The 25974-nt window shown below is 73.9% G+C and carries 23 protein-coding genes; 11 read left to right on the top strand and 12 right to left on the bottom strand.

What is annotated here, in order from left to right; all coding sequences use genetic code 11:
* Window positions 1–14 precede the first annotated feature (14 nt).
* Window positions 15–752 carry a hypothetical protein gene (locus J2X64_RS04320; RefSeq protein ID WP_310150131.1) on the bottom strand — a complete coding sequence of 246 codons (738 nt, stop codon included), beginning with the start codon at window positions 750–752 and terminating at the stop codon, window positions 15–17.
* Window positions 753–926: 174 nt separating this feature from the next.
* Here J2X64_RS04320 and J2X64_RS04315 point away from each other — a divergent pair, with 174 nt between their 5' ends.
* Together J2X64_RS04315 and J2X64_RS04310 are read left to right on the top strand one after the other, a co-directional pair.
* Window positions 927–2045, top strand: a complete 1119-nt coding sequence (locus J2X64_RS04315; protein ID WP_310150129.1) for a histidine kinase — start codon at window positions 927–929, stop codon at window positions 2043–2045.
* On the top strand, window positions 2042–2698 hold the full coding sequence (locus tag J2X64_RS04310; RefSeq protein ID WP_310150125.1) for a response regulator transcription factor: 657 nt from the start codon (window positions 2042–2044) through the stop codon (window positions 2696–2698). Before J2X64_RS04315 ends, J2X64_RS04310 begins: the two co-directional genes overlap by 4 nt.
* Window positions 2699–2773: 75 nt before the next feature.
* Here the strand turns inward: J2X64_RS04310 and J2X64_RS04305 are convergent, their stop codons facing one another.
* The gene (locus tag J2X64_RS04305) at window positions 2774–3238 is read right to left on the bottom strand and encodes a hypothetical protein (RefSeq protein WP_310150122.1); all 465 of its coding nucleotides are present in this window, start codon (window positions 3236–3238) and stop codon (window positions 2774–2776) included.
* A gap of 5 nt (window positions 3239–3243) precedes the next feature.
* The gene (locus tag J2X64_RS04300; protein WP_310150120.1) at window positions 3244–4560 is read right to left on the bottom strand and encodes a PspC domain-containing protein; all 1317 of its coding nucleotides are present in this window, start codon (window positions 4558–4560) and stop codon (window positions 3244–3246) included.
* Window positions 4561–4685: 125 nt separating this feature from the next.
* On the opposite strand from J2X64_RS04300, the gene J2X64_RS04295 reads away from it, so the two are divergent.
* The 3 genes from J2X64_RS04295 (at window position 4686) to J2X64_RS04285 (ending at window position 7136) form a co-directional block, all read left to right on the top strand.
* Entirely contained in the window at window positions 4686–6017 is a 1332-nt protein-coding gene (locus J2X64_RS04295) for a PspC domain-containing protein (protein WP_310150117.1), read from the top strand.
* Window positions 6004–6681 carry a response regulator transcription factor gene (locus J2X64_RS04290; protein WP_310150114.1) on the top strand — a complete coding sequence of 226 codons (678 nt, stop codon included), beginning with the start codon at window positions 6004–6006 and terminating at the stop codon, window positions 6679–6681. Before J2X64_RS04295 ends, J2X64_RS04290 begins: the two co-directional genes overlap by 14 nt.
* Window positions 6682–6773: 92 nt before the next feature.
* Complete coding sequence (locus J2X64_RS04285; RefSeq protein WP_310150111.1) at window positions 6774–7136, top strand: hypothetical protein; 363 nt, start codon at window positions 6774–6776, stop codon at window positions 7134–7136.
* Between the two features lie 60 nt (window positions 7137–7196).
* On the opposite strand, the gene J2X64_RS04280 is transcribed toward J2X64_RS04285, so the two are convergent.
* Genes J2X64_RS04280 through J2X64_RS04270 form a run of 3 tightly spaced genes read right to left on the bottom strand, consistent with a single transcriptional unit; the run spans window position 7197 to window position 10541 of the window.
* A complete protein-coding gene (locus J2X64_RS04280) occupies window positions 7197–8351 on the bottom strand; it encodes a DNA polymerase IV (RefSeq protein WP_397444012.1) in 1155 nt (384 codons plus the stop codon).
* 47 nt (window positions 8352–8398) lie between these two features.
* Window positions 8399–9382: a quinone oxidoreductase gene (locus tag J2X64_RS04275; RefSeq protein WP_310150106.1), complete on the bottom strand. Its 984-nt coding sequence runs from the start codon at window positions 9380–9382 to the stop codon at window positions 8399–8401.
* Between the two features lie 10 nt (window positions 9383–9392).
* Complete coding sequence (locus J2X64_RS04270) at window positions 9393–10541, bottom strand: hypothetical protein (RefSeq protein ID WP_310150104.1); 1149 nt, start codon at window positions 10539–10541, stop codon at window positions 9393–9395.
* A 159-nt stretch (window positions 10542–10700) separates the two neighbouring features.
* Here J2X64_RS04270 and J2X64_RS04265 point away from each other — a divergent pair, with 159 nt between their 5' ends.
* Both J2X64_RS04265 and J2X64_RS04260 read left to right on the top strand, forming a co-directional pair.
* Window positions 10701–11393 (top strand): response regulator transcription factor, encoded by a 693-nt coding sequence (locus J2X64_RS04265; RefSeq protein ID WP_310150102.1) that lies wholly within the window; start codon window positions 10701–10703, stop codon window positions 11391–11393.
* Window positions 11390–12772: a HAMP domain-containing sensor histidine kinase gene (locus J2X64_RS04260; protein WP_310150099.1), complete on the top strand. Its 1383-nt coding sequence runs from the start codon at window positions 11390–11392 to the stop codon at window positions 12770–12772. The genes J2X64_RS04265 and J2X64_RS04260 overlap by 4 nt, the downstream gene beginning before the upstream one ends.
* Here the strand turns inward: J2X64_RS04260 and J2X64_RS04255 are convergent.
* Together J2X64_RS04255 and J2X64_RS04250 are read right to left on the bottom strand one after the other, a co-directional pair.
* Complete coding sequence (locus tag J2X64_RS04255; RefSeq protein WP_310150097.1) at window positions 12748–13317, bottom strand: GNAT family N-acetyltransferase; 570 nt, start codon at window positions 13315–13317, stop codon at window positions 12748–12750. The two genes, J2X64_RS04260 and J2X64_RS04255, sit on opposite strands and share 25 nt — an antisense overlap.
* Window positions 13318–13324: 7 nt before the next feature.
* Window positions 13325–14131, bottom strand: a complete 807-nt coding sequence (locus J2X64_RS04250) for a uracil-DNA glycosylase (RefSeq protein ID WP_310153113.1) — start codon at window positions 14129–14131, stop codon at window positions 13325–13327.
* Between the two features lie 173 nt (window positions 14132–14304).
* Here J2X64_RS04250 and J2X64_RS04245 point away from each other — a divergent pair, with 173 nt between their 5' ends.
* Both J2X64_RS04245 and pcrA read left to right on the top strand, forming a co-directional pair.
* The gene (locus J2X64_RS04245; RefSeq protein ID WP_310150096.1) at window positions 14305–15639 is read left to right on the top strand and encodes an aromatic acid exporter family protein; all 1335 of its coding nucleotides are present in this window, start codon (window positions 14305–14307) and stop codon (window positions 15637–15639) included.
* Between the two features lie 136 nt (window positions 15640–15775).
* Window positions 15776–18244: a DNA helicase PcrA gene (gene pcrA / locus J2X64_RS04240; RefSeq protein WP_310150094.1), complete on the top strand. Its 2469-nt coding sequence runs from the start codon at window positions 15776–15778 to the stop codon at window positions 18242–18244.
* 85 nt (window positions 18245–18329) lie between these two features.
* On the opposite strand, the gene J2X64_RS04235 is transcribed toward pcrA, so the two are convergent.
* The gene (locus tag J2X64_RS04235; protein WP_310150092.1) at window positions 18330–19118 is read right to left on the bottom strand and encodes a M23 family metallopeptidase; all 789 of its coding nucleotides are present in this window, start codon (window positions 19116–19118) and stop codon (window positions 18330–18332) included.
* 116 nt (window positions 19119–19234) lie between these two features.
* Entirely contained in the window at window positions 19235–20113 is an 879-nt protein-coding gene (locus J2X64_RS04230; protein WP_310150088.1) for an alpha/beta fold hydrolase, read from the bottom strand.
* 237 nt (window positions 20114–20350) lie between these two features.
* Between J2X64_RS04230 and J2X64_RS04225 the strand changes: the two genes are divergently transcribed.
* Window positions 20351–20752 (top strand): cobalamin B12-binding domain-containing protein, encoded by a 402-nt coding sequence (locus tag J2X64_RS04225; protein WP_310150085.1) that lies wholly within the window; start codon window positions 20351–20353, stop codon window positions 20750–20752.
* Between the two features lie 118 nt (window positions 20753–20870).
* Here J2X64_RS04225 and J2X64_RS04220 read toward each other — a convergent pair whose 3' ends face one another.
* Together J2X64_RS04220 and J2X64_RS04215 are read right to left on the bottom strand one after the other, a co-directional pair.
* Window positions 20871–21452: a hypothetical protein gene (locus J2X64_RS04220; RefSeq protein WP_310150082.1), complete on the bottom strand. Its 582-nt coding sequence runs from the start codon at window positions 21450–21452 to the stop codon at window positions 20871–20873.
* Between the two features lie 137 nt (window positions 21453–21589).
* Entirely contained in the window at window positions 21590–23488 is a 1899-nt protein-coding gene (locus J2X64_RS04215; protein ID WP_310150079.1) for an alpha/beta fold hydrolase, read from the bottom strand.
* A gap of 378 nt (window positions 23489–23866) precedes the next feature.
* Here J2X64_RS04215 and J2X64_RS04210 point away from each other — a divergent pair, with 378 nt between their 5' ends.
* Window positions 23867–25906 carry a M4 family metallopeptidase gene (locus J2X64_RS04210; protein WP_310150077.1) on the top strand — a complete coding sequence of 680 codons (2040 nt, stop codon included), beginning with the start codon at window positions 23867–23869 and terminating at the stop codon, window positions 25904–25906.
* Window positions 25907–25974: the final 68 nt, after the last annotated feature.

The raw sequence follows: 25974 nt of genomic DNA, 5'->3' as shown, positions 1-25974 counted from the left end.
GATCGCGGGACGGGTCAGCGCGTGGACCGGAGCCAGTACACGGCGAGGGCACCCACCCACAGCTCGTAGCCGAGGGTGCTGAGCGCGAGCAGCGGGAACAGGGCACCGTTCACCAGCGTGGCGCTCCCGGCGAGGGCCAGCGGGACCAGGACCACACCCGTGCGCTGCAGCCACGGCGCCGAGCCGGCGGCCCGCAGGCCGAGGATCACCGCCGCGAGGAAGAACACCCGCGGCAGGGCCGAGAAGGCGAGGCTGAACGGCGCGACCGAGTCCCACCCGGCGAGGATGCGCAGGTCGGTCCCGCCCGCGGCCGTCTCGATCGCCACGTCGTGGAACAGCCCACCCAACGGCCAGATGAGGGAGAGCAGGAGGCCCGCTGCGCCCGCCACCGTGGCGAGCGTCCCGGACCGGTCCGCCCGGCGCAGGTGGGTGACGACGGCGCCGACGAAGCCCAGCAGCAGGGTGCCGGCCACCATGAAGGCGAAGTTGCCCAGTCGGTAGGCGCCCTGGGCGTCGAGCACCCGCTGCCCCCGCTCGAGCGGCGGGTCGCTGGGCGAGCCGGCGCGCGGCAGCACGAGGGTGGCCATGCCGACCATCACGGCCAGCTGGCAGGCGGCGAAGGCCACCCCGAACCGGGTGCTGAGCCGCGTCATCGGGTGGCGCCTGGGGTCGTCGTCCGGACCCGGGCTCCCGGGGGCAGGGCCGGCGGCGGGGACCAGCGACTCGGTCGTCGTGGTGGTCATGGTGGTCATGGTGGTTCCTCTCGTGGACGGTGGGGCAGGTGCGCCCTCGACGTCGACGGTAGGAACAGCCCGCCGGTGTCCACATCGACCTGCGGACTGCACCGCGGTCGGCCCGGGGGCGGGTCGTGCGGTCATCCCGCGGGGTGATGCCCGCCGGCGAGCCCACTGCCTACGCTTCGGCTCGTGGGTGTGGTCGAGCGGCTCCGGAGCACCAGGCTCGACGCTGCCCTCGCCGCGGCGCTCATCGGCGCCGCCCTCGTCCAGCTGGTCGTCGTGCCGTTCGCAGCCCCGGCCGTGGGTGTGCTCTACGTGCTCGGCTCGATGCTGCCCCTCGCGTGGCGGCGCACCTTCCCGGTCGAGTCCGCACTGGTGTCGTCGGCCCTCTGGCTCGTCCCCCTCGAGGGCTACCCGGTGCTCGGCTTCGTCGCCGTGGTCCTCCAGTTCTTCGCCCTCGGGGACCGCGGACGGCCACTCAGGGCCGTCGTGCTGACGACGGGGTGGGCCGTAGGGACGTCGGTGGTCGGCACCCTGCTCGGCCCCGAGGTGCCGGTCGCCGCGGTCGGGGCGGTCCTCGTCGTCGTGGCGCCGGTCCTGGCCGGCCGCGTCGTCCGCCGGCTCCGCGAGCAGAACGCGTCGCTCACTGCGCTCACCCGTGAGCTGCACGAGGAGCGTCGTCGGGTCGAGGAGGCCGCCGTCGGCGGTGAGCGGGCGCGGATCGCACAGGAGCTGCACGACGTGCTCGGCCACGAGCTCACGCTCATCGCGATCCAGGCGGAGGCAGCCGGCATGGCGCTGCAGGTGGACCCCGAGCGCGCGGCTGCCTCCGTCGAGACGATCCGGACGACGTCGCACCGGGCCCTGGCCGAGATCCGCGAGGTGGTCGGCGTCCTGGCCCCGGCGCCGGGTGCCGAGCGGCCCGAAGCCCCCGAGGACCTGGTGGCGTTGGCGGACCGTGCCCGGGCGGCGGGCGTCGCCAACACCCTGTCGGTGAGTGGCACGCCCGAACCCGAGCACACCGCGCTGGGGCTGGCCGTCCACCGCATCGTGCGCGAGTGCCTCACCAATGCCGGGCGCCACGCGCCGGGGCAGACCGTCACGGTGGCGGTGGACTGGGCTGCCCACGAGGTGGCTGTGGAGGCGGTCAACCCCACCGAACCCGGTGCCCGCGTCGAACCGGGTCGCGGGCTGACCGGCATACGCCACCGGGCCGAGCTGCTCGGGGGGACGTACCACGCAGGCGCGGTCGGGTCCCGGTTCGAGGTGCGGGTCGTCCTTCCCCGGGCAGGGCGGGTGGCGTCGTGACGCGGGTGCTCCTCGTCGACGACCAGGACCTCCTCCGCACCGGCCTGCGGACGATCCTCGAGCTGGCCGGGGTGGAGGTGGTGGGGGAGGCGGGCGACGGCGCCGGCGCCGTCACGGCGTGCGAGGAGCTCGACCCCGACGTCGTCCTCATGGACCTGCGTATGCCGGGGACGGACGGGGTGGAGGCGACCCGCCGGATCGTGGCCTCGGGCTCGCGCGCCCGCGTGGTGGTGCTCACGACCTTCGACCTCGACCAGCACGTCCTGGACGCGCTGCGAGCCGGTGCCGTGGGGTTCCTCCTCAAGGACGTCACCGCGCAGGCGCTCGTCGACGCCGTGCACCGCGCCGCTGCAGGGGAGCCAGTCCTCGCCCCGGCGGTGCTCGCCCGGGTCATGGACCACTGGGCGCGCCAACCGCCGCAGCCGGTCGCCCTGCCGACCACGCTGGACGACCTGAGCGAGCGTGAGCGCGAGGTGCTCGCGCTGATCGGGGCCGGCCGGACCAACGCCGAGATCGCCGAGGAGCTCGTGATCAGCATGGCGACGGTGAAGACGCACGTCCGGCACCTCTTCGCCAAGCTGGACCTGCGCGACCGCGTGCAGGCGGTGGTGCTCGCCCGGGACGCCGGTCTCCACGGGCCCGGCTCAGGCTGAGGCGGCCAGAGCGCGCCGGGACGTGACGGGGCCGGCCGGGCACCGCCCGGCCGGCTCCGTACACCGTCCCGCCCGTCAGGTGCTGGGGTGGCGGCGCGAGCCGAGCAGTCCGACCAGGCCGAGCAGCACGAGCAGGGCGCCGATCGCGACGATCCCGAGGGGCCCGACGTTGCCCCAGTCGACCTGGACGTCGGTCACCTCCTGCCAGATCGCGAGGCCGGCGATCGCGAGGCACACGATCCCGAGCAGGACGGGCGGCAGGTGCGGCCCGGTCGGACGCCTCGGCTGCTCCAGCTCGGCCGGGGCGGGTACGGGCGCCGCGTGGGTCGCGCCGCCGTGCGCCGCTGAGGCCCAGGACGGGGATGCGGCCTGAGTCGGCCCGGTCCCGGAGGCGTCCGGGTGCTCGCTGCCGAAGACGCGGGTGTGGGTGGACTCCTGCTCCTGCGTGGGCGGGTCGAGCTCGATCTCGCGGGTGGGGTCGCTGCCCGCGGACTCGGGGCGCTGGGGGTCGCCGGCAGTGCCGGGCGTGGGGGTGGTCATGGGGGTCACTCCTTGCCGATGAGGATCTGGCCGAGGCCGACGTGGGCGTCGACGACGACGTCGGGCGTGCCGGTGCCGAAGGTCTCGGTGGTGCTCACGTTGCGGCCGTCGCGCACGGTGCTCGAGCTGCCGAACAGGTCGGGTTCGGACGGGGAGCCGGGGAAGAGCTCCGGCGCCGGGTCGGTCCGCGACACGTCGCCCGCCCCGACCTCGCTCCGGACCTCCACGGTGAGGTCCTTCGGGATGCGAATGCGCAGCTCGCCGATCCCGACCCGGGCGTCGACGCGGACAGGCGTCGAGGGGGTGGTGGGCACGTTGGTCAGGTCGAGCTCGGCCGAGCCGATGCCGAGCCGGTAGCGCGGGTCGGTCTGGGTCGGGGTGGGTCGCCAGACGCGGTCGCCGATGCCGCCGCCGAGGTTGAGGTTCGGCACCACCGACGCGCTCCAGGTGCTGAAGGCCAGCACGATCGCCACGAATGCGGTGAGCCCGGCCCGGAAGCCCGCCAGCCCGAGGCCGACCAGGGCCACGCCGAAGACGGCGAGCGAGGCGGCGAGGGCGACGGTCTCGCCGCTGCCCGGCCACGAGTTCGCGTCGTGCAGCCAGAGGGTGAGCCCGTAGACCGCGAGGGCGACACCACCGACGAGCAGCGCTCCGACGAAGCCGGCGCCGCGGCGGCGCGGGGGCCGCGGAGCCCTCGGCGGACGCGGGGCGACCGGTGTCGGCGGCACGGGGCCCTGGGGCGGCCCGGCCGGGGAATCGGCGGTGGAGCCGCCGGCCCGGGCGCCCGGCTCCGTGGTCGTGGTGGACCCCGGCGCGGCGTACGTGGCAGGCGCGGCATACGCGGTCCCGCCGGCGGTCGCGCCGGCCGGCCTGGCATCGCGGTGCCTGGTCACGAGCAGGACCACGACGCCGACCAGGATCGCCGCCCACCACAGCCACACGAACCCGTTGTCGTGGCCCGCGATGCCGGGTCCGCCGATGAGCGACAGGGCGATGACGACGAGCAGGATGATGCCGAGGACGTCGCCCTGGCGGATCGCGCGCTCGGCCACGATCTCCTCGCGGTTGTTGGGGATGAACGCCCATGCGAGGAGGTAGACGGTGATGCCGATGCCGCCCATGAGGACGAGCAGCACGAGCGCGGCGCGGATGACGATGGGGTCGACGCCGAGGCGGGTGGCGATGCCGGAGCAGACCCCGGCCAGCCACTTCTCCTCGCCGTCGCGGCGGAGGTCGATGGACCGGAGCCAGTCGAAGAACCGGTCCAGCCCGGAGGCGGGTGCGGCGGTGGGGCCGGTGGCCGGCCCAGGGGTCTGCGTCATACCGACCATGCTGTCGACCGGCCCCGGGCGCTGCCATGAGGGTCGACCCTGAACGGACCCTGAAGCAGCCCCGGACGACCCTTGTTCTGCTCGGATTCGGCTCGCGCGTGCGTCAGGATGAGGACATGCCCACCCCGTACGAGCGACCTGCGTTCACGCAGGAGGCGAGGACCGCCGAGCGCCGCGCCGCCCGGCGCGTGTTCAGCCGTCCTGCCGAGGGCAAGGTCATCGCGGGCGTGGCCGCCGGGCTCGCCGAGCACCTCGGCTGGCCGGTCTGGTGGGTGCGTGCGGCGTTCGTCCTCACCAGCATCCCGACCGGTGCCGGCCTCGTCGCGTACGTCTTCCTGTGGGCGCTGTCGCCGCAGTCGCGCGGAGGCGTGGTCCGGGGTGGTCGGCGCACCATGGACCCCGCGGCCGCCCCGGTCGCGCCGGCGGTGGACCCCGAGGAGGCCCAGGCCGAGGAGGGGGAGCGCGACGCGACGAGGGTCCTCGTCGTCGGCGGGCTCGTCCTGCTCGTCGGGCTCGTCGTGGTCGCGCAGAACGCCGGCTTCAACGCGCGTCTGGGCATCCTCGTCCCGCTGCTCGTCGTCGCCGTCGGTGCGGTGATCGCGTGGTCGCAGCTCGACGAGGCGCAGCGGGGCCGGTGGCTCGGCTCGGAGTCGGGCACCCGTCGCTTCAGCGCCGCCCGGTTCGTCTTCGGCGGCGTGCTCGCGCTCGCGGGCCTGGTGATCATGGCGACCCGTGGCCGCTCGCTGTCGGCGATCTGGGACATCGGCGCAGCCGTCGTCGCCGTCCTCGCCGGGGTCGCGCTCATCGCGGCGCCCTGGGGCCTGCGCCTGTGGCAGGACCTGCGCCACGAGCAGGCGGAGGCCGCCCGCGCGACCGAGCGCGCCGACATCGCGGCCCACCTGCACGACTCGGTCCTGCAGACCCTCGCGCTGATCCAGCGCAAGGCCGACGACCCCGGGGCGGTCACCCAGCTCGCCCGCGCCCAGGAGCGCGAGCTCCGCTCGTGGCTGTATGCCGGGCCCTCCGACTCCGAGGCGACGCTGGCTGCCGCGGTGGCCGGGGCGGCGCACGAGGTCGAGGACCTGCACGGCACACCCATCGACGTCGTGTCCACCGGTGACCGGCCCCTCGACGACGGGGGACGGGCCCTGGCCCGGGCCGTGCGCGAGGCGCTGCTCAACGCCGTCCGGCACGGCGCGCCCCCGGTGTCGCTCTACCTGGAGGTGGGGCCGGCCGGGGTGGAGGCGTTCGTCCGCGACCACGGTCCCGGGTTCGAGCTCGACGACGTGCCGGAGGACCGGCTCGGCGTCCGCGGCTCGATCCTCGGCAGGATGGAGCGCCACGGCGGGACCGCCAGGGTCCGCCGGCTCGAGCAGGGCACCGAGGTGAGCTTCACGCTGCCGCCCGTGGCAGCAGACGTCCCGGAGGAGAGCAATGAACACGCCTGAGACCCGAGTGCCCGTCGTCCTCGTCGACGACCACCGGATGTTCCGGTCGGGGGTGCGGGCCGAGATCGGCGAGACGGTCGACATCGTCGGCGAGGCGCCCGACGTCGACACCGCGGTCGCCGTCATCCGCGAGACGCGACCCGCGGTCGTGCTGCTCGACGTACACCTGCCCGGCGGCAACGGCAACGGCGGCGTCGACGTCCTCCACGGCTGCCGCGGCCTCGAGACGGCCGGCGGCCAGCCGGTGCGGTTCCTCGCCCTGTCCGTCTCCGACGCTGCCGAGGACGTCATCGCCGTCATCCGCGCCGGGGCTCGCGGGTACGTCACCAAGACCATCAACGCGACCGACCTGACCCGGGCGATCCGTCGGGTGGCAGACGGGGATGCCGTGTTCTCGCCCCGGCTCGCCGGCTTCGTCCTCGACGCGTTCGGCGCGGCCGCGGGCGAGATCGCCGAGGTCGACGAGGAGCTCGACCGGCTCAGCGCGCGCGAGCGCGAGGTGATGCGGCTGATCGCCCGTGGCTACCAGTACAAGGAGGTCGCCAAGGAGCTGTTCATCTCGGTGAAGACGGTCGAGACCCACGTCTCCTCGGTGCTGCGCAAGCTCCAGCTCTCCTCGCGGCACGAGCTGACCGCCTGGGCCATGGGCCGCCGCCTGCTCTGAGCCGGTCGTCGCGTCGCCCAGGTCCGTCGCGGCCGACCCCCGTCCCGTCGAGCCGCGTCAGGGTGCCCGGGCCGCCCGGTTAGGGTGGCGCCATGAGCTTCGTCTACAACCTCCTCGTCGTCCTCCACCTGCTCGGCATGGCCGCCCTCGTCGGTGGCTGGGCGGCGTTCGCGTGGAGGGGCCACGACACCGTGGAGCTCATGGCCTGGGGTGCCCGGGCCCAGCTCGTCACCGGCCTGCTGCTCGTCGGCCTGGCCGAGTCGGTCTCCTCCCTGGGCGAGGACCTCAACCACGCCAAGATCGGCGTCAAGCTCGTCGTGGCGATCGCGGCCCTGGCCTGCATCGAGATCGCCCGTGCCCGTGGCCGTCGCGGTGGGCAGTCGACCCGCGGCCTGGTCATGGCTGCCGGCGGCCTCGGCGTCCTCAACGTGCTCGTCGCGGCGCTCTGGAGCTGACCGCTTCCCCCTGCGGCTGACGCTCCCGTCCGGGAGACGAACCCTCCGGGAGGGCCCGGGTCACCGCTCCGGCGCGACCTCCTCGGTCGCGCCGGCCGTCCCCGCACCCCGCGCGCTCGGGCCGCCGCGCCCGGTGCTGCGCGGGTCGGCATACCCGCCCTCCGGCGGCACCATCTCGGCCCGCACGCCGAGCAGCCGGACCGGGCGGTCGTCGTCGAGGGCGCTGAAGAGCTCGAGCGCCGTCGTCGCGATGACCTCGGGGTCGAAGGTCGGGGTGGCGAGCTTGCGCAGGCGGTTGGTCGTGAAGAACGGCGCGAACCGCACCTTGAGGCCGACGCGCTGGCAGGGCCGTCCCTCGGCGCGGATGTCCTCGACCACCTGCGCGGCGAGCGCACGGATGGCGTCCTCGACCTCCTGGGGCGCAAGGAGGTTCGACTGGAAGGTGGTCTCGCGGCCGTGCGCCCGGGCGACCCACGGGGTGTCGTCGACGCGAGCGGAGGAGACCCCGCGGCCGAGCCGGGCGTAGTGCGGTCCCATGGCCGGGCCGAACTCCCCGACGAGGACGGCCTCGTCGGCATCGGCGAGCTCCTGCACCGTCCGGTAGCCGTGGCTCGCGAGACGGGCCGCGATGCGGGTCCCCACGCCCCACAGGGCCGTCGTCGGCCGCTCGCCCATGACCTCGAACCAGTTGTCCCGGGTCAGCTCGTAGACGCCCTGCGGCTTGCCGAAGTCGGTCGCGATCTTCGCGCGGACCTTGGTGTCGCCGATCCCCACCGAGCAGTGCAGCCCCGTCGCCTCCAGCACGGCGGCGCGGATCGACTCCGCGCACGCCACGGGGTCGGCCGTCGTCACCCCCATGAACGCCTCGTCCCAGCCGAGCACCTCGACGACGGCACCCGGTACCGCCCTCAGGGTCTCCATGACCCGGGCCGACGCCTCCTCGTAGACCGGGGCGTCGACGGGGAGGAAGACCGCCTCGGGGCACTTGCGCACCGCCGTCTTGAGCGGCATCCCCGACCGGACGCCGAAGGCCCGCGCCTCGTACGAGGCGGTCGACACCACGGCTCGCTCGGTCGGGTCGCCGCGGCCGCCGACGACCACGGGCAGCCCTGCGAGCTCGGGACGCCGCAGCACCTCGACCGCCGCGAGGAACTGGTCGAGGTCGACGTGCAGCACCCACGGGCGGGCCGTCGGCGAGGTCGTCACGGCACCCATCCTGCCGTGGCGGACCGACGCCCGCCCCTGCCGCGGACCACCGGCGGTCAGGGGACGAGCAGCAGCTTGCCGGTCGTGCGCCGGCCCTCGAGGTCGTCGTACGCCTGCTTGGCGTCGTCGAAGGAGTACCGGCCGCCGATCTCGAGCTCGAGCGCGCCGGACGCCAGGTCGCCGAGGACCGACGTGCCCCGCTCGAGCAGCTCCTCGCGCGTCGCGATGTAGTGGCCGAGCGTGGGTCGGGTCAGGAAGAGCGAGCCCCCCGAGTTGAGCCGCTGGATGTCGAACGGCGGCACCTGCCCGCTCGCCCCGCCGAAGAGGACCATCATCCCGCGCGGCCGCAGCGAGGCCAGCGAGGCGTCGAACGTCGACTTGCCGACGCCGTCGTAGACGACGTCGACTCCCTTGTCCCCGTTGGCCTTCCGCACCTCGGCCGCGAGGTCGGACGACTGCGTGTAGTCGATCGTCGCGGCGGCGCCGAGGCGCCGGGCGATCTCGAGCTTGTCCTCCGACCCCGCCGTGGCGATGACGCGACCACCCTTGGCCGTGATCATCTGCACGAGCAGCTGCCCCACCCCGCCGGCCGCGGCGTGGACCAGGGCGCTCGTGCCCTCGTGCACGGCATACGTGCTCGTGACGAGGTAGTGCGCGGTCATGCCCTGGAGCATGGCCGCGGCGGCCACGTCGAGGTCGAGCCCCTCGGGGACGGGGACCAGGGAGTCCATGTCGCGGTTCGCCACGGTGGCGGCCGCGCCGAGGCCCTGCCCCCACGCCACCCGGTCGCCCACGGCGACCTCGGTCACGCCGTCCCCGAGCGCGGTCACCGTGCCGGCGCCCTCGGAGCAGGCGACGAACGGCGTCTGCAGCGGGTAGACGCCCTGGCGCTGGTAGACGTCGATGAAGTTGACGCCGACAGCGGCCACCTCGACCTGCACCTGGCCGGGCCCCGGCCTCGGCACCTCGACCTCCCGCACCTCCAGGACGGAGGAGTCGCCGGTGCGGGGGACGAGGAGCGCGCGGGCGGTCGTGGTCATACCTGCGACCCTAGGCGAGCGACTTCTGGTAGGCGAGCAGTGCCTTGACCGGGGCCCGACGGGCGAACGCCTGCGCCAGCTTGTCGGGGCTCACGAACCACACGTGGGTCATCGCGCCCGTCTCGCGCTCGGTCGTCCCGGCCGGGCAGGAACCGTTCTCCGGCTTGACCTTCGGCGTGCCGCCGCCGACGCAGAAGGTGTGCGTGTGCCACCGCAGGTACGGCTGGTAGAGCGCGGGCGGCGTCTTCCTCTCGGCCGTGAACATCACCCCGACGAGCTCGAACTTCCCCTGGGCCGTGTGCGCGTAGACCAGCGTCTCCGGCTTGGTCGGGTCGAGGATGCGGCCGTCCTTGCGGTTGGCCTTGTTGGGCACGTGGATCGCCATGACCAGGCCGTTCCTCGGCGTGTGCCCGGCGGCGGTCATCTTCGCCACCTTGCGCTCGTAGGCGGCCTGCACGTCGAAGCCCGCCTTCGTGGCGACGGCCGGGTCCCGGTATGCCGCGGTCGCGGCGATGGTGCGCTCCAGCAGGTCGCGGGCGGCGGCGGTCTGGGCTGCGGTGGCCTTCGAGGTGTCCGGCAGGTTGGGCACGTCGTGGTGGCCGTGCCCGGGGCCGCCGGCCGTGCCGGTGCCCGTGGCGTGGTCGTGGGCTCCGGTCGTGGCCGAGGCGAGGTCGGTGTGGTCGTGGGACGGGGCGGCGAGGGCCGACCCGCCGGCGAGCACGACGAGCGCCGCGACGCCCGCGGTGATGCCCGCGGCCCGGCGGGGTGCCGGCCCGGCGAGGCGCTGCCGCGTCGTGGCGGTGGCGACGACTGCCAGCGCTGCGGCCAGCACCTCGAGCACCCCGCAGACGACGTCGGCGGCACCGACCGGCTCGGCGACGCCGGCCCCCGGCCCGAACGGCAGCCCGCTGGTGCGGGACACCACCCAGAGCAGGACCAGCGCCACCGAGCCGGCAGCCCCCGCCAGGAGGATCGTGCGCGTCGCCGGCCGCGACCAGACCCACAAGGCCCAGCCGATCTGCGCGGCGGCGACGACGAGGAAGAACAGTCCCGCGGCCCACCACTCCGAGAAGTGCTGGCCGGCGACACCGACGTGGACGAGGGCCGCACCGGCAGTGAGCAGGGCGGCGCACCGGACGAGGAGAGTGCGCGTTGTCATGCCGGCAACGGTGCCGGGTCGGTGTGCGGGGAGTGTGACGGGAATGTTCGGGGAGTGTTCGGGTTCGGGCGCAGGGGGCCCTCGATCGGCGCCGACCGCCGCGTCGGCCTTGCCGCGGCCCCGGCACGTCCGCCAGCGTTGCGCCATGGGACCCCGCCGATGACCGCGACCACGGTGCTGCTCGTGGAGGACGAGCCGGCCATCGCCGAGGTCGCCCGGCTCTACCTCGAGCGCGACGGGCACGACGTCGTCCTCGTCGGCGACGGTGCCTCCGCCCTCGACCGGCTCGCAGCCGGTGGCGTCGACGTCGTGCTGCTCGACATCGGGCTGCCCGGGGCCATGGACGGGATCGAGGTGTGCCGGCGGCTCCGCGCGGCCGACGACTGGACGCCGGTCGTCTTCGTCACCGCGCGCGACGACGAGGTGGACCGGATCCTCGGTCTCGAGCTGGGCGCCGACGACTACGTCACCAAGCCGTACTCGCCCCGGGAGCTGGCCGCTCGGGTGCGCTCGCTCGTCCGCCGCCAGCAGCGGGCCCGCGACGCCGCCTCGACCCCCGCGCCCCGCCTCGCCGTCGGCGCGGTCGTGCTCGAGCCGGACACCCGGCGGGCGACCGTCGGCGGGACACCGCTGGCGCTGACCACCACCGAGTTCGACCTGCTGGCCCACCTCATGGCGCGGCCGGGCCGGGTCTACACGCGGGCCGAGCTGTTGTCGGCGGTCTGGGGCTACCCGGCGGACGACGCCTCGCGCACGGTCGACGTCCACGTGGCGCAGCTGCGCTCGAAGCTCGGTGCGGCCAGCCCCATCCGGACCGTCCGGGGCGTCGGCTACGGCGTGGAGCGTTCGTGAGGCGGCCGGGCGACCTCGTCCGCCGCACCGCGGTGGCGATGGCGGCCGTGGCGACCGTCGCCGTCGTCGTGGCTGCCCTCGTCTCCCTCGGGCTCGTGCGGTCGGCCGACCAGTCGCAGGCCCGCAAGGCGTTGCACAGCAAGGCCGACCTCGTCGCCGCAGTCCTCGACGCGAGCCGCCCCGCCGACATCGGCCCGTCGCTGCGCGTCGTCCGGCGGCAGGACACCCCCGCCGCCTGGCTCACGACGACCGGACGGCTCGTCGGCGACCCACTCGCCCGCGCGGCATACACCCGCCTGCCGCAGGGGGACCGGGACCAGGAGGTGTCCCGCACGCTGCGCATCGACGGCCGTCAGGTCCTCGTCGAGGTCCGGCCCCTGGCCTCGGGGCAGGTCGTCGTGTTCGCGCAGCGCACGGACCTGGCGATCGGGCAGACGCTACGGCTCTTCGACCGGGTGCTCCTCGCCCTCGTCGTCGGGCTGGTGGTCGCGGTCGGCGTGGCGGTGCCGTTCGCACGGCGCCTCGCCGCCCCGCTGAGGCGGACAGCGGCTGCCGCCCACCGGCTGGCCTCGGGGGAGCGGTCGGTGCGGGTCACCCCCGAGGGGCCGGCGGAGCTCGCTGAGGTCGGCGCCTCGCTCAACGTCCTCGCCGAGGCCCTCGAGCACAGCGAGCGCAGGCAGCGGCAGTTCCTCATGTCCGTCTCGCACGAGCTGCGCACGCCGCTGACCGCGATCCGCGGGTTCGGCGAGGCGCTCGCCGACGGGGTCGCCACGGGGCCGGCGGTGCCCGCCGCGGGCGCGACCATCGTGGCCGAGTCGTCGCGGCTGGAGCGGCTGGTCTCCGACCTGCTCGACCTCGCCCGGGTCGGCGCCGACGACTTCCGGTACGACGTCGGGCCGTTCGACCTCGGCGGGCTCGTGGACGACGCCGGCCAGGTGTGGCGCCGGCGGTGCGAGGCCGAGGGTCTCGCCTTCGGCCTCGACCGCCCGCCCGGCGCCGTGGTCGTGGTGGGCGACCCTGCCAGGGTCCGGCAGGCGCTCGACGGGCTGGCCGAGAACGCGCTCCGCGTGACGCCGGCCGGACAGCCGCTCGTGCTGGCCCTGCGGGTCGCGGGAGGCGAGGCGGTGCTGGAGGTACGCGACGGCGGCCCCGGGCTGACCGAGGAGGACCGGGCCGTCGCGTTCGAGCGGTCGGCCCTGCACGACCGGTACCGGGGCGTGCGCCCCGTCGGCACGGGTCTGGGCCTGGCCCTGGTGCACGAGCTGGTGACCGGCATGGGCGGCCGCGTCGAGGCGGACGTCGCCCCCGAGGGAGGCGCATGCTTCCGGGTCCGGCTGCCGCTGGCGGCCCGGGGTCAGGCGCCCGTGTCGACCCAGTAGCGGCGCTTGCCCTGGAGCTCGCCCTCGAGCACGCCGCCGCAGGATTCGATGACCCGGGCGGAGGCGACGTTGTCGACGTCGCAGGTCACCAGCAGCCGCGGGATGCCGCGCCGGGCCGCACGCGGGACGACCTGCCGCAGTCCGTCCTTGGCGATGCCGCGCCGCCTCGCCGTGGGCCGGACGCCGTAGCCGACGTGACCGCCGGTGCTGGCCAGCAGCGGGTGGGTGATGCTGTGCCGCAACGAGATCGCGCCGACGTAGCGGTCCGGTTCGTCGGGGTCCTCGAGCCACCAGTGGGTGGCGGTGGTCCAGCCGGGCGGGCGCAGGCTCCCGGGGAGCTCGTCGCCGGTCCGGTTGTCGACGAGGCGCCGGAACTGGTCGGGGTCCTCGAGCCCCTCGCGGGTGAACCGCAGGCCGGGGAAGTCCCCCTCGGGCGGCCAGTCGAGGATCCCGTCGTACTGTTGCTCCCCGGCCGCCCTGAACTCGTCCGCCGCCTCGAGGAACGAGCGGTGGAACCGGACGTGCGGGGTGGCGAGCAGGACCACCCGGGCACTATCGCAGCCGGGCGATCGCGGCGTCGAGCATCGCCTCGGTGAGCTTGCCCGTGAACGTGTTCTGCTGGCTCACGTGGTAGCAGCCGACGAGCCGCACCTCGCGACCGTCGGGCATCCCCAGCACGGCCTCGGCGCCGTGGCCGAACCGCGGCTTCGGGCGCGGCACCACCCACCCCAGCCGGCGCGCCGCGCCCAGGGCGGCGTCCCAGCCGATCGAGCCCAGCGCCATCATCGTGCGCAGCCGCGGTGCCGCCAGCTGCAGGTCGCGGTCGAGCCACGGTGCGCAGGTGGCCTTCTCGGCCGTGGTCGGCTGGTTGGCCGGCGGGGCGCAACGCACCGTCGCCACGATGCGTATGCCGTGGAGCTCCAGCCCGTCGCCCGCCGCCACCGAGGTCGGCTGGGTGGCGTACCCCGCGCGGTGCAGCGCGGCATACAGCCAGTCCCCGGAGCGGTCGCCGGTGAACATGCGCCCGGTGCGGTTGGTGCCGTTGGCGGCCGGGGCCAGCCCGACGATCATCCGCTCGGCGGCGGGGTCGCCGAAGCCGGGACCGGGGCGGCCCCAGTACGGCTGGTCGGCGAACGACGCCCGGCGCCCCGCGGTGGCGACGTCCTCGCGCCACTGCACGAGTCGGGGGCAGGCACGGCAGACGGAGATGCGGGCGTCGAGCTCGGCGACGGTGGTCGCGTCGCCCGCGAGGCGCGTGACGTCGGCAGGCCGTTGCGCCGCGGGGGTGGCTGCGGTCGCCGGGTCACCGGGCCAGCCCGTGCCTGGCGGGACGGGGGAGGGGAACAGCTGGCCGGTCAGCGGGTGCGGCGCCTCGGCGGGGTATGCCGGGGACGGGGACCGCCCGCCACCCGGGCGCCCGAGGTCCTCGACGGCTGCGTCCTGCCCGGTGTCGGCCACCCGGTCACCGTAGACGTCCCTGCCCGGCGTCGCTCCGCCTGTCGCACCGGCCCCGGCCGTGCAACCCTTCCGTGGTGGCGGACAGGAGCCGGGTGCGCGCGGGGCTGTCGGCTGCCGCGGACCGAGCGTGGCCGGGGCGGCCGACGCGCTGGCGCGACGTGCCCGCACGGCTGCGCCCGACCGTGTCCTGGGTGCTCCGGCTGACGACCGCTGCCGTCGTCGCGTGGCTCATCGCGCGCCAGGTGACCGGGATCTCCGTCGACCTCACGGCGCCGCTGACCGCGCTGCTCGTCGTGCAGGCCTCGGCGTTCTCGACTCTGCGGATGAGCCTGCTGCGGGTGGGCGCCGTCCTCACGGGCGTCCTCGTCGCAGTGGGGTTCTCGGCGCTGGCGGGGTTGTCGTGGTGGAGCCTCGCGGCGGTCATCGCCGCCTCGCTCTTCCTGGCCCGTGTGTTCCGGCTCGGCGAGCAGGCCCTCGAGGTCCCCATCAGCGCGATGCTCATCCTGGCGGTGGGGTCGCCCGACGTCGCCGCCGAGGCCCGCGTCGCCCTGACCCTCGTGGGCGCCGCCGTCGGGGTCCTGTTCAACCTCGTGCTGCCCTCGGCCGTGCCCACAGGCCGGGCCGGCGTGGCGGTGCTGCGCGTCGCGTACGCCACGGCGGACTGCCTCGACGGCGCGGCGAGGTCCATGGCCGACCAGCGCCTGCGCCGCGCCGAGGTCGAGCGGTGGGCGGACGAGACCCGCGGCGTGGCCTCGCAGGTGGCCGAGGCGTCGGCGGTCGTCACGCAGGTCAAGGAGGGCAGGCGGTTCAACCCGCGCGCCCTCACCACGGCCGACGTCGAGCCCGGGCTGCGTGAGGGCCTCGACCGGCTCGAGGCGACGGTGCTGGCGATCCGCGCCCTCTTCACGGTGATCCTCGCCGAGCTGCCGCCGGAGGAGGACGAGCACGCCGACGCCGAGGCCGACGCCGCCTTCGACGAGGACGCCCGGCTCGCGTTCTCGGTGGTGCTCGCCGACATCGCCGACTGCCTGCGCGCCTACGGCCGCCTCGTCCACGCGGAGGCGGGTGGCGCCGAGGAGCGGGCCGAGGAGGCGCTCGCGGAGAGCCTGGAGATCCTGCGGGAGACCCGGGCCATCCTCACCGAGCTGCTCACGAGCCGGCCCGAGGGGCGCCTCGAGCTGTGGCTGCTGCGCGGCTCGGTGCTCGCGGCCGTCGAGCAGGTGCTCGTCCAGCTCGACCTCGAGCGACGGGCGCGGCTGCGGTCCGCCTGGCAGCGCCCGGCCCCGATCGCCGTGGTCGCACCGCTGGTCCGCGACGCGCTGCCCCGGGCGCGGGTCCGCCGCACGGCCGGCTGGGGGGACGCGCCGGATGCCGTGTCCGCCCCGACCGGCCGCGACCACCCCCGCTGAGCCGCGGCGCGACCACCCCGGGTGGGCGCTGTACGCACGCGCTGTCCCGATGCTCACGACACCGCCCGCGCCCGCCCTGCTGGCCCGGCTCGTGGCGTTCGTGGGTGTCGTCCTCGCCACGTAGGCTTGGGGGGACATGAGCACGCTGTTCGACGACCTCTTCCCCTCCGACAAGCAGGGGCCCTCCGGCGACTCCGGCGGGCGCCCGAGCGCGGCGACGGCGCGCGCGACCGCCGTCGACGAGCGTGGCGTGCCCACGTGGGCGCAGGCCGCGGCCGAGGGCCGGCCCGGCGGCATACCCGGTGGGCCCGGCGAGGGATCGCACGCCGCGGTCGACCCCGAGGCGCTGCTCGAGGGGCTCAACCCGCAGCAGCGTGCAGCGGTGCTGCACGAGGGCAGCCCGCTGCTCATCGTCGCCGGTGCCGGCTCGGGCAAGACCCGCGTGCTCACCAACCGCATCGCCTACCTGCTCGCGGCCCGTGGGGTGCAGCCGGGCCAGGTCCTCGCGATCACCTTCACGAACAAGGCCGCCGCCGAGATGCGCGAGCGCGTCGCGGCCCTCGTCGGGCCCCGGGCCAAGGCGATGTGGGTCATGACGTTCCACAGCGCGTGCGTGCGGATCCTGCGCCGCGAGGCGGGCAAGGTCGGCCTGAAGTCCACCTTCTCCATCTACGACGCGGCCGACAGCCAGCGGCTCATGGCTCTCGTCCTGCGAGACCTCGACCTCGACCCGAAGCGCTACCCGCCGCGGTCGTTCAGCCACCAGGTGAGCAACCTCAAGAACGAGCTCGTCGACGAGGAGACCTTCTCCTCCCGGGTCACCGAGGGCACGCACCAGGAGCGCATGCTCGCCGAGGCGTACACCGAGTACCAGCGCCGCCTGCGGGCCGCGAACGCGCTGGACTTCGACGACCTCATCATGACGACGGTCAACATCCTGCAGGCCTTCCCCGACGTCGCCGAGCACTACCGACGCCGGTTCCGCCACGTCCTCGTCGACGAGTACCAGGACACCAACCACGCCCAGTACCAGCTCGTCCGCGAGCTCGTCGGCGGCTACGGCTCGGCGCCCGGGCGCTCCGACGGCCCCGTCGTCGAGCCGGCCGAGCTGGTCGTGGTCGGTGACGCCGACCAGTCGATCTACGCCTTCCGCGGCGCCACGATCCGCAACATCATCGAGTTCGAGCAGGACTACCCGGACGCCCGGACCATCCTGCTCGAGCAGAACTACCGGTCGACCCAGACGATCCTCCAGGCCGCGAACTCGGTCATCGCCCGCAACCCCGAGCGGCGCAAGAAGAACCTGTGGACCGACAGCGGCGACGGCGACCTGATCGTCGGCTACGTCGCCGACAACGAGCACGACGAGGCCGCCTTCGTCGCCAAGACGATCGACGAGCTCGCCGACAGGGCAGGCGTCAAGCCCAAGGACGTCGCGGTCTTCTACCGCACCAACGCCCAGTCCCGTGCCCTGGAGGAGGTCTTCGTCCGCGTCGGCCTGCCGTACAAGGTCGTCGGCGGCACGCGGTTCTACGAGCGCCGCGAGGTCAAGGACGCACTGGCATACCTGCGCGTGCTCTCCAACCCCGCCGACACGGTGAACCTGCGCCGCATCCTCAACGTGCCCAAGCGGGGCATCGGCGACCGCGCGGAGGCGTGCATCGCCGCCCTCGCCGAGCGCGAGCGGATCCCGTTCGTCGCCGCCCTCGGCCGTCCCGAGGACGCCCCCGGCATCGCCACGCGCTCGGTCACCGCGATCAAGGGCTTCACCTCCCTGCTCGAGGGCCTCGGCGAGGTCCACGCCGACGACGAGCGCGGCGTGGCCGAGCTGCTGGAGGCCGTGCTCGACCGGTCCGGCTACCTCGCCGAGCTCCGGGCCTCGCACGACCCCCAGGACGAGACGCGCATCGAGAACCTCGCCGAGCTCGTCGCCGTCGCCCAGGAGTTCGACGAGACGCGGGCCGAGACGGGTGAGGTCGCCAGCCTCGAGGACTTCCTCGAGCAGGTGTCGCTGGTCGCGGACGCCGACGAGATCCCCGACAACGAGGAGGCGGCCGACCAGGGCGTCGTCACCCTCATGACGCTGCACACGGCCAAGGGCCTGGAGTTCCCCGTCGTGTTCCTCACCGGCCTCGAGGACGGCACGTTCCCGCACCTGCGGGCGCTCGGCGACCCCAAGGAGCTCGAGGAGGAGCGCCGGCTCGCGTACGTCGGCATCACCCGGGCCCGGGAGCGGCTCCACCTGTCGCGGGCCGCGGTCCGCTCGGCGTGGGGTGCGCCGCAGTACAACCCACCGAGCCGGTTCCTCGACGAGATCCCGGTGCACCTGCTCGACTGGCAGCGGGCCGAGGCTGCGACGTCGACCCGCCGGCCGTCGACGCCCGCCGTGGCGACCCTGGCCGCGCGTCCGGGTGTCCGGTCGCCCGGCAACCGGCCCCTCATCGCGCTGCACGCCGGCGACAAGGTCACCCACGACTCCTACGGCCTCGGCACGGTCGTCAAGACCGAGGGCGAGGGTGACAAGACCCAGGCCCACGTCGACTTCGGCGGCGACACCGGCGTCAAGCGCTTCCTGCTGCGCTACGCCCCCCTCGAGAAGCTCTGACGCCAGCCACGGCCCACCAAGCCAGCACGACGGAGCCCCGCGACCGGGTGGTCGCGGGGCTCCGTCGTGACGGGTGCGAAGCCGGTTACTGCAGGCCGTGGGCGTGCAGCCACGGGGCCGGGTCGATGGCCGCGCCGCCGTTGGGGTGGATCTCGAGGTGCAGGTGGGGGCCGGTCGAGTGGCCGGTGTTGCCCGACAGGGCGACGACCTCACCGGGGTCGACCTTGTCGCCGACCGAGACCTGGATCGAGCTCAGGTGGGCGTACACGGAGAGGGTCCCGTCCCAGTACGTGATCTCGACCTTGTTGCCGTAGCCGCTCTCCCACCCGGCGAACGTGACCGTGCCGGTGGACATCGAGTGGACCGGCGTCCCGACCGGGGTGGCGAAGTCGTTGCCCTCGTGCATCTTGCCCCAGCGCCAGCCGAAGCCCGAGGTGAAGGCGGCCCCCGCGATGGCGGGCACCCACTTCTCGCGGGCCTTGCGGGCGGCCTCGGCCTTGCGCACCGCCGCGGCAGCGGCCTGCTTCTTGGCGATGCTGCGGCGCTCGGCGTCCCGCGCGATCCGCTGGGCCTCGGTGGCGCGGGTGGCGGCCGCGGAGGCCTGCACCTCACGCTGCTGCTCGGACTCGACGCGGTCGAACTCGGCGGCCGCGGCGTTCGCCGCCCTGGTCTTGGCCACCGACCCGGACAGGTCGAAGACGGTGGGGGCGGACTCGGCGACGGTGGCGCCGCTCGCAGTGACGACGAGTGCGGCGGCGGCTGCGCTCGGGAGGAGGAAGCCGCTCTTCAGTCCGACAGGGATGCGGGCACCACGACGGGGTGCGCGGTGGCGACCCGGGGCGCGGTGACGGCCCTCGTAGGAGGAAGAACTCACGAAGTGATGACCTGACGTGCGGGGGGACACGGGAGTCACCGAGGTTAGCGTGACCGGTTCGTTACCCAAAATCGACTCGGCGAAAACCGTCCGTTTCGTCCCGGTATTTTTTCCCGTCAGGACCCGTTCGGGTGCAGTTCCGTGACGCCCGGCGTGACCGTGTGGCCCTCGGTGTCGAGGTGGGCCAGCGTGGAGGAGATGCCGTGGACGACGCTCCCCAGGATCGGCAGCGACATGTGCCCGACCCCGTGGAGCGGGATGTTGCGCGCCGCCAGGTCGGGGTGGTCGAGGGCGCCGTGCCGCTGCGGGAAGACCATCTGGTCCAGGTCCGACCAGTAGACGACGAAGCGGGTGCGGCAGTCCTCGACGGGCTGGTCGAGCTCGCGCATGAGGCCGCTGCCGGGTCGCAGCTGGCGGGTGAGCGAGCTGTGCCAGCCGTATGCCGTGTAGGTGCCCTGGTGCGGGGTTCCGAGTGTGACGAGGGTGTGGACGCGCTCGTCCCCGCCCAGGCGGGTGACGTAGTAGCGCGCGATGAGCCCGCCCATCGAGTGGCCGACGACGTGGATCCGCTCGTAGCCGGTCTCGGCCACCAGGGCCTCGACCTCCTCCGCCAGCCGGGCTGCTGCCGTGCGGACGTCCGTGGTGAAGGGCGAGTAGTTCATGCTGGTCACGCGGCCGAACCCGCGCCGGCGCAGCCCCAGCCGCAGCAGCGTGAAGATCGACCGGTTGTCGACCATGCCGTGCACGAGCAGGATCGGGGTCCCGGCGGCCTCGACGTCGGAGATGACCAGCCCACGCTGCACCGGGGGCAGGTGCTCCACCCGGTAGCCGAGCTGGCTCTCGCGCCCGTGCCGGCCGAGCAGGCCCCAGGGGTACAGGGCCATGTGGGTGGTGAGCCAGGCGGCTTCCACGGCGGCCCCCACCACGCCGGTCGGCGTGGCGAGCGCCTTGGCGGCCCCGCCGACGATGTCGCCCGCGGCCTCGGCGGCGGACACGGCGCGTGCCGCCGCTCGTGCGAGGGGGTGGCCGGGGCGCGCGGGCGAGTGCGACGTGGCCCGCGGCGCTGCGGGACGTCGACGCGGGCGGGAGGCGCTCTGCGACATGACGTGCCGAACCTAGACGGTGTCGGCGCATCCTGCAGGCCGGACGCGCCCGCACGAGACGGCCCTGCGGGACGTGGGTCACCTCACGCCGTGTCGGGGAGGGCCCCGGGGAGTGGCTAGTCTGCGCTCATGAGTGACTCCCCCCTGCGCGTCGTCGTGGCCAAGCCCGGGCTCGACGGACATGACCGTGGCGCCAAGGTCGTCGCCCGCGCACTTCGCGACGCGGGCATGGAGGTCGTCTACACCGGCCTGCACCAGACCCCCGAGCAGATCGTCGAGGCAGCGATCCAGGAGGACGCCGACGCGGTGGGCCTGTCGGTCCTCTCCGGCGCCCACATGACCCTGTTCGCCAAGGTCATGGAGCTCCTGCGCGAGCGCGACGCGGCGGACATCGTGGTCTTCGGTGGCGGGATCATCCCCGAGGGCGACCTCCCCGAGCTGGAGAAGATCGGCGTGGCGAAGGTCTTCACCCCCGGCGCCACCACGACCGAGATCGTCGAGTGGGTCCGGGGGAACGTCACCCCCCTCTGACCCTCGCGGGCACGGATCGAGCACGACGCGGGCACGAGCCGCCCGGGCACGAAGAAGGGGCCGGGCGTCCGCCCCGGCCCCTCCCGTGCCGCGCCGTGGAGGCGCGGCCTGCTGCGGGTTACCGCAGCCATCCGTACCGGCGAACCAGGGACGTACGGGCCCAGCGCTGCCCGAAGCCCCACTCGTCACCGGCGAGGACGAGCGCCAGCGCGATCACGGTGACCGCACCGATGACGTGGTCGTCGATCACAGGGTTGTTGGCCAGCGGGAACGATGCCGCCCACATGAAGGCGTAGAGCAGCGCGCCGGTCGCTGCGGCGATCCGCATCCCGATGCCGAGGGTCAGGGCGAGCCCGATCCCGGCGAGGCCGATCATGAACAGCCAGTCCGCGTAGGCGTGCCCGGCCATGCCGGTGAAGAAGCCGTGGAACCAGTTGCCCGGGTCGACGGACTTCAGGAAGCCCGTCGTGGGGCTGCCGCCGTGGATCCACGCGGCCGGTCCGAACCGGTCCACCGCTCCGGTGGTCTGGCTGGTGCCGGTCGCCCAGCCGAGGGCGAGCAGCTTGTCGAAGAAGGCCCACAGGAAGGTGAGCCCGAAGGCGACGCGCAGCACCGCGAGCATCCTGCGGGCTGCCACATGGGTCACCACGTCATGTTCGACGAGGACGTCGAGCCTGGGGTGGCGCTGGACGGTTGTCATTGCGGTTTCCTCCTCGGTGGGCCGATGGCCCGGTTGTCTGCACCTCCATGCTTCAACCGGCCCACCGGCCCCACGAGGGCCCTAGGTCCTGCGCGGCAACGCCTTCCGTGTGACCCGGGCCACGCCCGGGCGGCGCCTCAGCCGACCGTAGGGATGGACAGCGTCGCGGGCTCCGTCGGCGAGGCGTGCACCGTCACCGGCTGCACGGCATACGCGTTCTTGTATGCCGCGTCGGTGCTGGCCAGGACGAGCCGCAGCCGGTGCCCGGCTTCCACGCGGTGGACGATCGCCGGCAGCTCGATGTGCACCGGCTGGGTGACGTCGGCGACGCGGACCGGGCTGATCAGCTTGTGCACCAGCACCTGCGTGCCGTCGGGCGCCACGTCGTAGAGCTTGGCGAAGACCTGGAGCTGGCCGCTCGGGCCGATGGCCTGCGTCCCGGCGACGACGGGCGAGTCGAACCGGACGTCGAGCGTCGGGGAGCCCACGACGGTCACCGGCGTCGCCAGGGGGGAGGTCGTCCAGGCGCCGAAGGTCCCCGGGGTGTCGTACGGCGTCGTCAGGCCGGACGGCAGCGAGACCTGGCCCTCGAGGCCGGACACCTCGGTGTACGACGCCGGGGCGCCGCCCCCGGGGTTGGACCAGGAGGTGGTGCCGGGCAGGATCGCCGACCTGGAGGACACGAGCTCGTCGCCGGCCGAGAGGTACCAGGACCGGCGGGTCCCGACCGGGTAGCTCGGCGCCGACGCGTAGGCGGGCGCGGCGCTGCCGGTGTAGGACACCCAGTCGCGGAAGTACGCGAAGCCCGGGCCGGTCGAGACGGTGCTGTCCTTGAGGTAGTGGTCGAACCAGTTCTTGATGCGCAGGCCGAGGTAGGTGTCCTCGATGTGCTGGCCGGAGAGGTCGAGCTCGCCCGGGGCCGCGCCGCTGTTGCCGTTGGCACCACCGGAGTGGCCCCACGACTGCCAGGCCATCGTCACCGGCACGCCGCGCGACCGCAGCTGTCGGTAGGTCGCGACCGCCTCCTGCAGGTTGAACAGGGTGTCGTTCTCGCCCTGGATGAGGAAGGTCGGGACGTCCACCCGGTCGGTGTAGTGGCCGACGGAGACCCGGTCGGTGAGCCGGTAGGTGTCGCTCGTCGGGTACCCGAGGGTGTCGAGGGTCGCCTTCGCCTGGCACGCCTCGAGGACGAAGTTGGGGCAGCCGACGTCGCGGGTCGGGTCGACCGTCGCGCCCTGGACGCCGTCGGCGATGCCCACCCCGAAGAACAGGTCGGTCCAGCCGAGCTTCTCCGTGCCCGGGGCCGAGTTGGCGTACGTGACGCCCTTGGTGAAGCTGGTGTTGTTCGGCGCCAGGGAGTACCGCAGGTCGTTCCACGTGATGAGCGGGACGAGGGTGTCGACGCGCGGATCCGTTGCGGCAGTGGCGAACTGGATCTGTCCGCCGTACGAGCCGCCGATCATCCCGATGCGCGGGTCGTGGGTGGCGGCGTCGTCGAGCTTCGTGAAGTCCACGGCCAGCGAGCCCGGCCCGGTCGTCGTGCCGCCCACCTCCGCCGAGTCGTATGCCGCGCTACCGCCGCCACCGAGGAACGTCACCAGCGCGCTCGCGGCCCTGCCGTCGACGCCCGGGTCGTCGAGCGAGATCTTGCAGCCGCTGTCGGGGAAGCCGAGCCCGGTGTACGACAGGACGGCGTAGCCACGCTCGGCGAAGGCCCGGCCCAGCCCGGCCTGGTCGGTCTTGCTCCCGCCGAACCCGTTCGTCGTCAGGATGGCCGGGACGCGGGACGCCGGGCCCGAGGAGTGCGGCCGGTACAGGTCGGCGTCGATGGTGCAGGTCTGCGGCTGCCCGAGGTCGTCGTTCCCGGCCGGGACGCTGAAGTGCAGGCCGGTGTAGACGTCGACCCCGTCGCCGGAGGTGGCGGCAGCGGCGCCGGTCGCGCCCGTCGCCAGCACCCCGGCGCCCGCCAGGACGACTGCGGTCAGGGCCGAGGTGGTGCGGGTGCGGCTGTGGTGCCTGGGGGAGCGGCGCGTCATCGGGCCTCCACGGTTCGGGGGCGGGCCCGCTGGCGCCGCCGGTGTGCTGACAACGAGGCGGCGGGGGAGCGGGTTACGCGCCCACATGCTGGTCGGACGGTCCGCATGCCGGAAGCCTGACCGTTCGGTCGGGTGCGGGCATGGACGGCGCTTGGCGAAAGGCGGGGGAAATCCGGGTCCGTTTTCGGTGTCGCAGAGGGGTTTCCACGCTTTTGGCAAAGTCTTCGCCAGATTCGTTGACCGGCGCTCGGGACGCGGGGTTGGGTCGGCACGGCGCCCGAGCCAGCGACCAATCCCCGCGTCGCGCCGGAGGGACCGCGGCGTCACCCCATGCAGCGCAGGAGCACACACCTGCGCCCGCTCAGAGAAGAGGAACCCGTGATCCGACTGTCCACCGGCGCCGCCCTCGGCGTCGCAGTCGCGGCGGCAGTGGCGACCCCACTGTCCGCAGCAGCAGCCGCACCGCAGTCCGCCACTCCCGCCCCCTCCGCCAGCTCGGCCGCAGCCGACCGCGACCACGACGCGCTGGGCCTCTCCAAGGACCAGACGCTGGTACCGCGGTCCGTCGTCACCGACCGCGACGGCACCCAGCACGTCCGCTACGACCGCACCTTCAAGGGACTGCGCGTGCTCGGCGGTGACCTCGTGCTCGACAAGACCTCGAGCGGTGCCCTGCGCACGGTGCGCTGGAACGCCACCGGCAAGGTCGCGGTCTCCTCCACGACCCCGACCGTCAGCGAGTCGGCGGCTGAGGCCTCGGGCTCGCGCCGGGCCGGCTACGCCCCACGGACCAACAACGGCGACCTGGTCGTCTGGGCGGGCAGCGGGTCCCCGCGCCTCGCGTGGGACGTCCTCACCGAGGGGGTCCGCGCCGACCAGACGCCGAGCCGGCTGCACACGGTCGTCGACGCGAGGACGGGTGCCGTCATCACCTCGTGGGACGAGATCGAGAACGGCAGCGGCAACTCGATGTACTCCGGCACGGTGACCCTGAACACCACGCTGTCCGGCAGCTCCTACCTGCTCAAGGACTCGGTGGGGAACTACACGACCGACCTCAACGGGGCGACGAGCGGCACCGGCACCCAGTTCACCGACGCCGACGACGTGTGGGGCAACGGCTCCACGTCCTCGCGCCAGACCGCGGCCGTGGACGCCGAGTACGGCGCCGAGAAGACCTTCGCCTACTACAAGAACGTGCTCGGCCGGAACGGGATCTGGAACAACGGGACCGGCGCCCGCAGCCGCGTCCACTACGGCAACGCGTACAACAACGCGTTCTGGGACGGCACCCAGATGACCTACGGCGACGGCGCGAACAACGCCAAGCCGCTGACCGCGATCGACGTGGCGGCGCACGAGATGAGCCACGGCGTCACCGAGAACACGGCGGGCCTCAACTACAGCGGCGACGCCGGCGGCCTCAACGAGGCGACCTCGGACATCTTCGGCACCGCCGTGGAGTGGTACGCCAACTCCTCCGCCGACCCCGGCGACTACCTCATCGGCGAGAAGATCGACATCAACGGCAACGGGACGCCGCTGCGCTACATGGACAAGCCCTCCAAGGACGGCGCCTCCAAGGACTGCTGGTCCTCCTCGCTCGGCGGCCTCGACCCGCACTACTCCTCGGGCCCGCTGAACCACTGGTTCTACCTGGCCTCCGAGGGCTCGGGCGCCAAGACCATCAACGGCGTCTCGTACAACAGCCCCACCTGCGACGGCTCCACCGTCACGGGCGCAGGCCGCACCAACATCGAGAAGGTCTGGTACCGCACGCTGTCCACCAAGCTCACCTCGGGCAGCACCTACCTGAACGCCCGTGAGGGCGCCATCACCTCGGCGATCGAGCTGTTCGGCGCGAGCAGCACCACCTGCGCCGCGGTCGAGAAGGCCTTCACCGCCATCGCGGTCCCGGCCGGCAGCGCGAGCTGCAGTGGTGGCACCACGCCGCCGCCGAGCGGCAACCTGCTGCAGAACCCGGGCTTCGAGTCGGGCGCGACGATCTGGACCGGCACGTCCGGCCCGATCACCAACGACACCGGGCGTCCGGCCCGCACCGGCTCCTGGAAGATGTGGCTCGGCGGCAACGGCACCACCGCCACCGAGACCGAGCAGCAGAGCGTCTCGATCCCCTCGACCGTGACCAGCGCGACACTGTCGTTCTACCTGCGCACGGACACCGCGGAGTCGGGCACCACGGCATACGACACGATGAAGGTGCAGGTCGTCGACGGCTCGACCACGACGACGCTGGCCACGTACTCCAACGTCGGCACCAACGCGACGTACACGCTGAAGTCCTTCAACCTCACCGCCTGGAAGGGCAAGACGGTGGCGGTGAAGTTCCTGATGAACGAGGACTCGTCTCTCCAGACGTCCTTCGTCGTCGACGACACGTCGGTCGCCACGAGCTGACGCGTCGCCCCTGAACCGGTGGGGGCGGCCCCGGGCGTCCTCCGGGCCCGGGTCCGCTCCCACCGCAC

The sequence above is a fragment of the Phycicoccus sp. 3266 genome, from assembly GCF_031456495.1.
GTDB lineage: Bacteria > Actinomycetota > Actinomycetes > Actinomycetales > Dermatophilaceae > Pedococcus.
The sequence above is the reverse complement of the archived record's forward strand: the minus strand, read 5'-3'. Positions and strand labels throughout refer to the sequence as shown.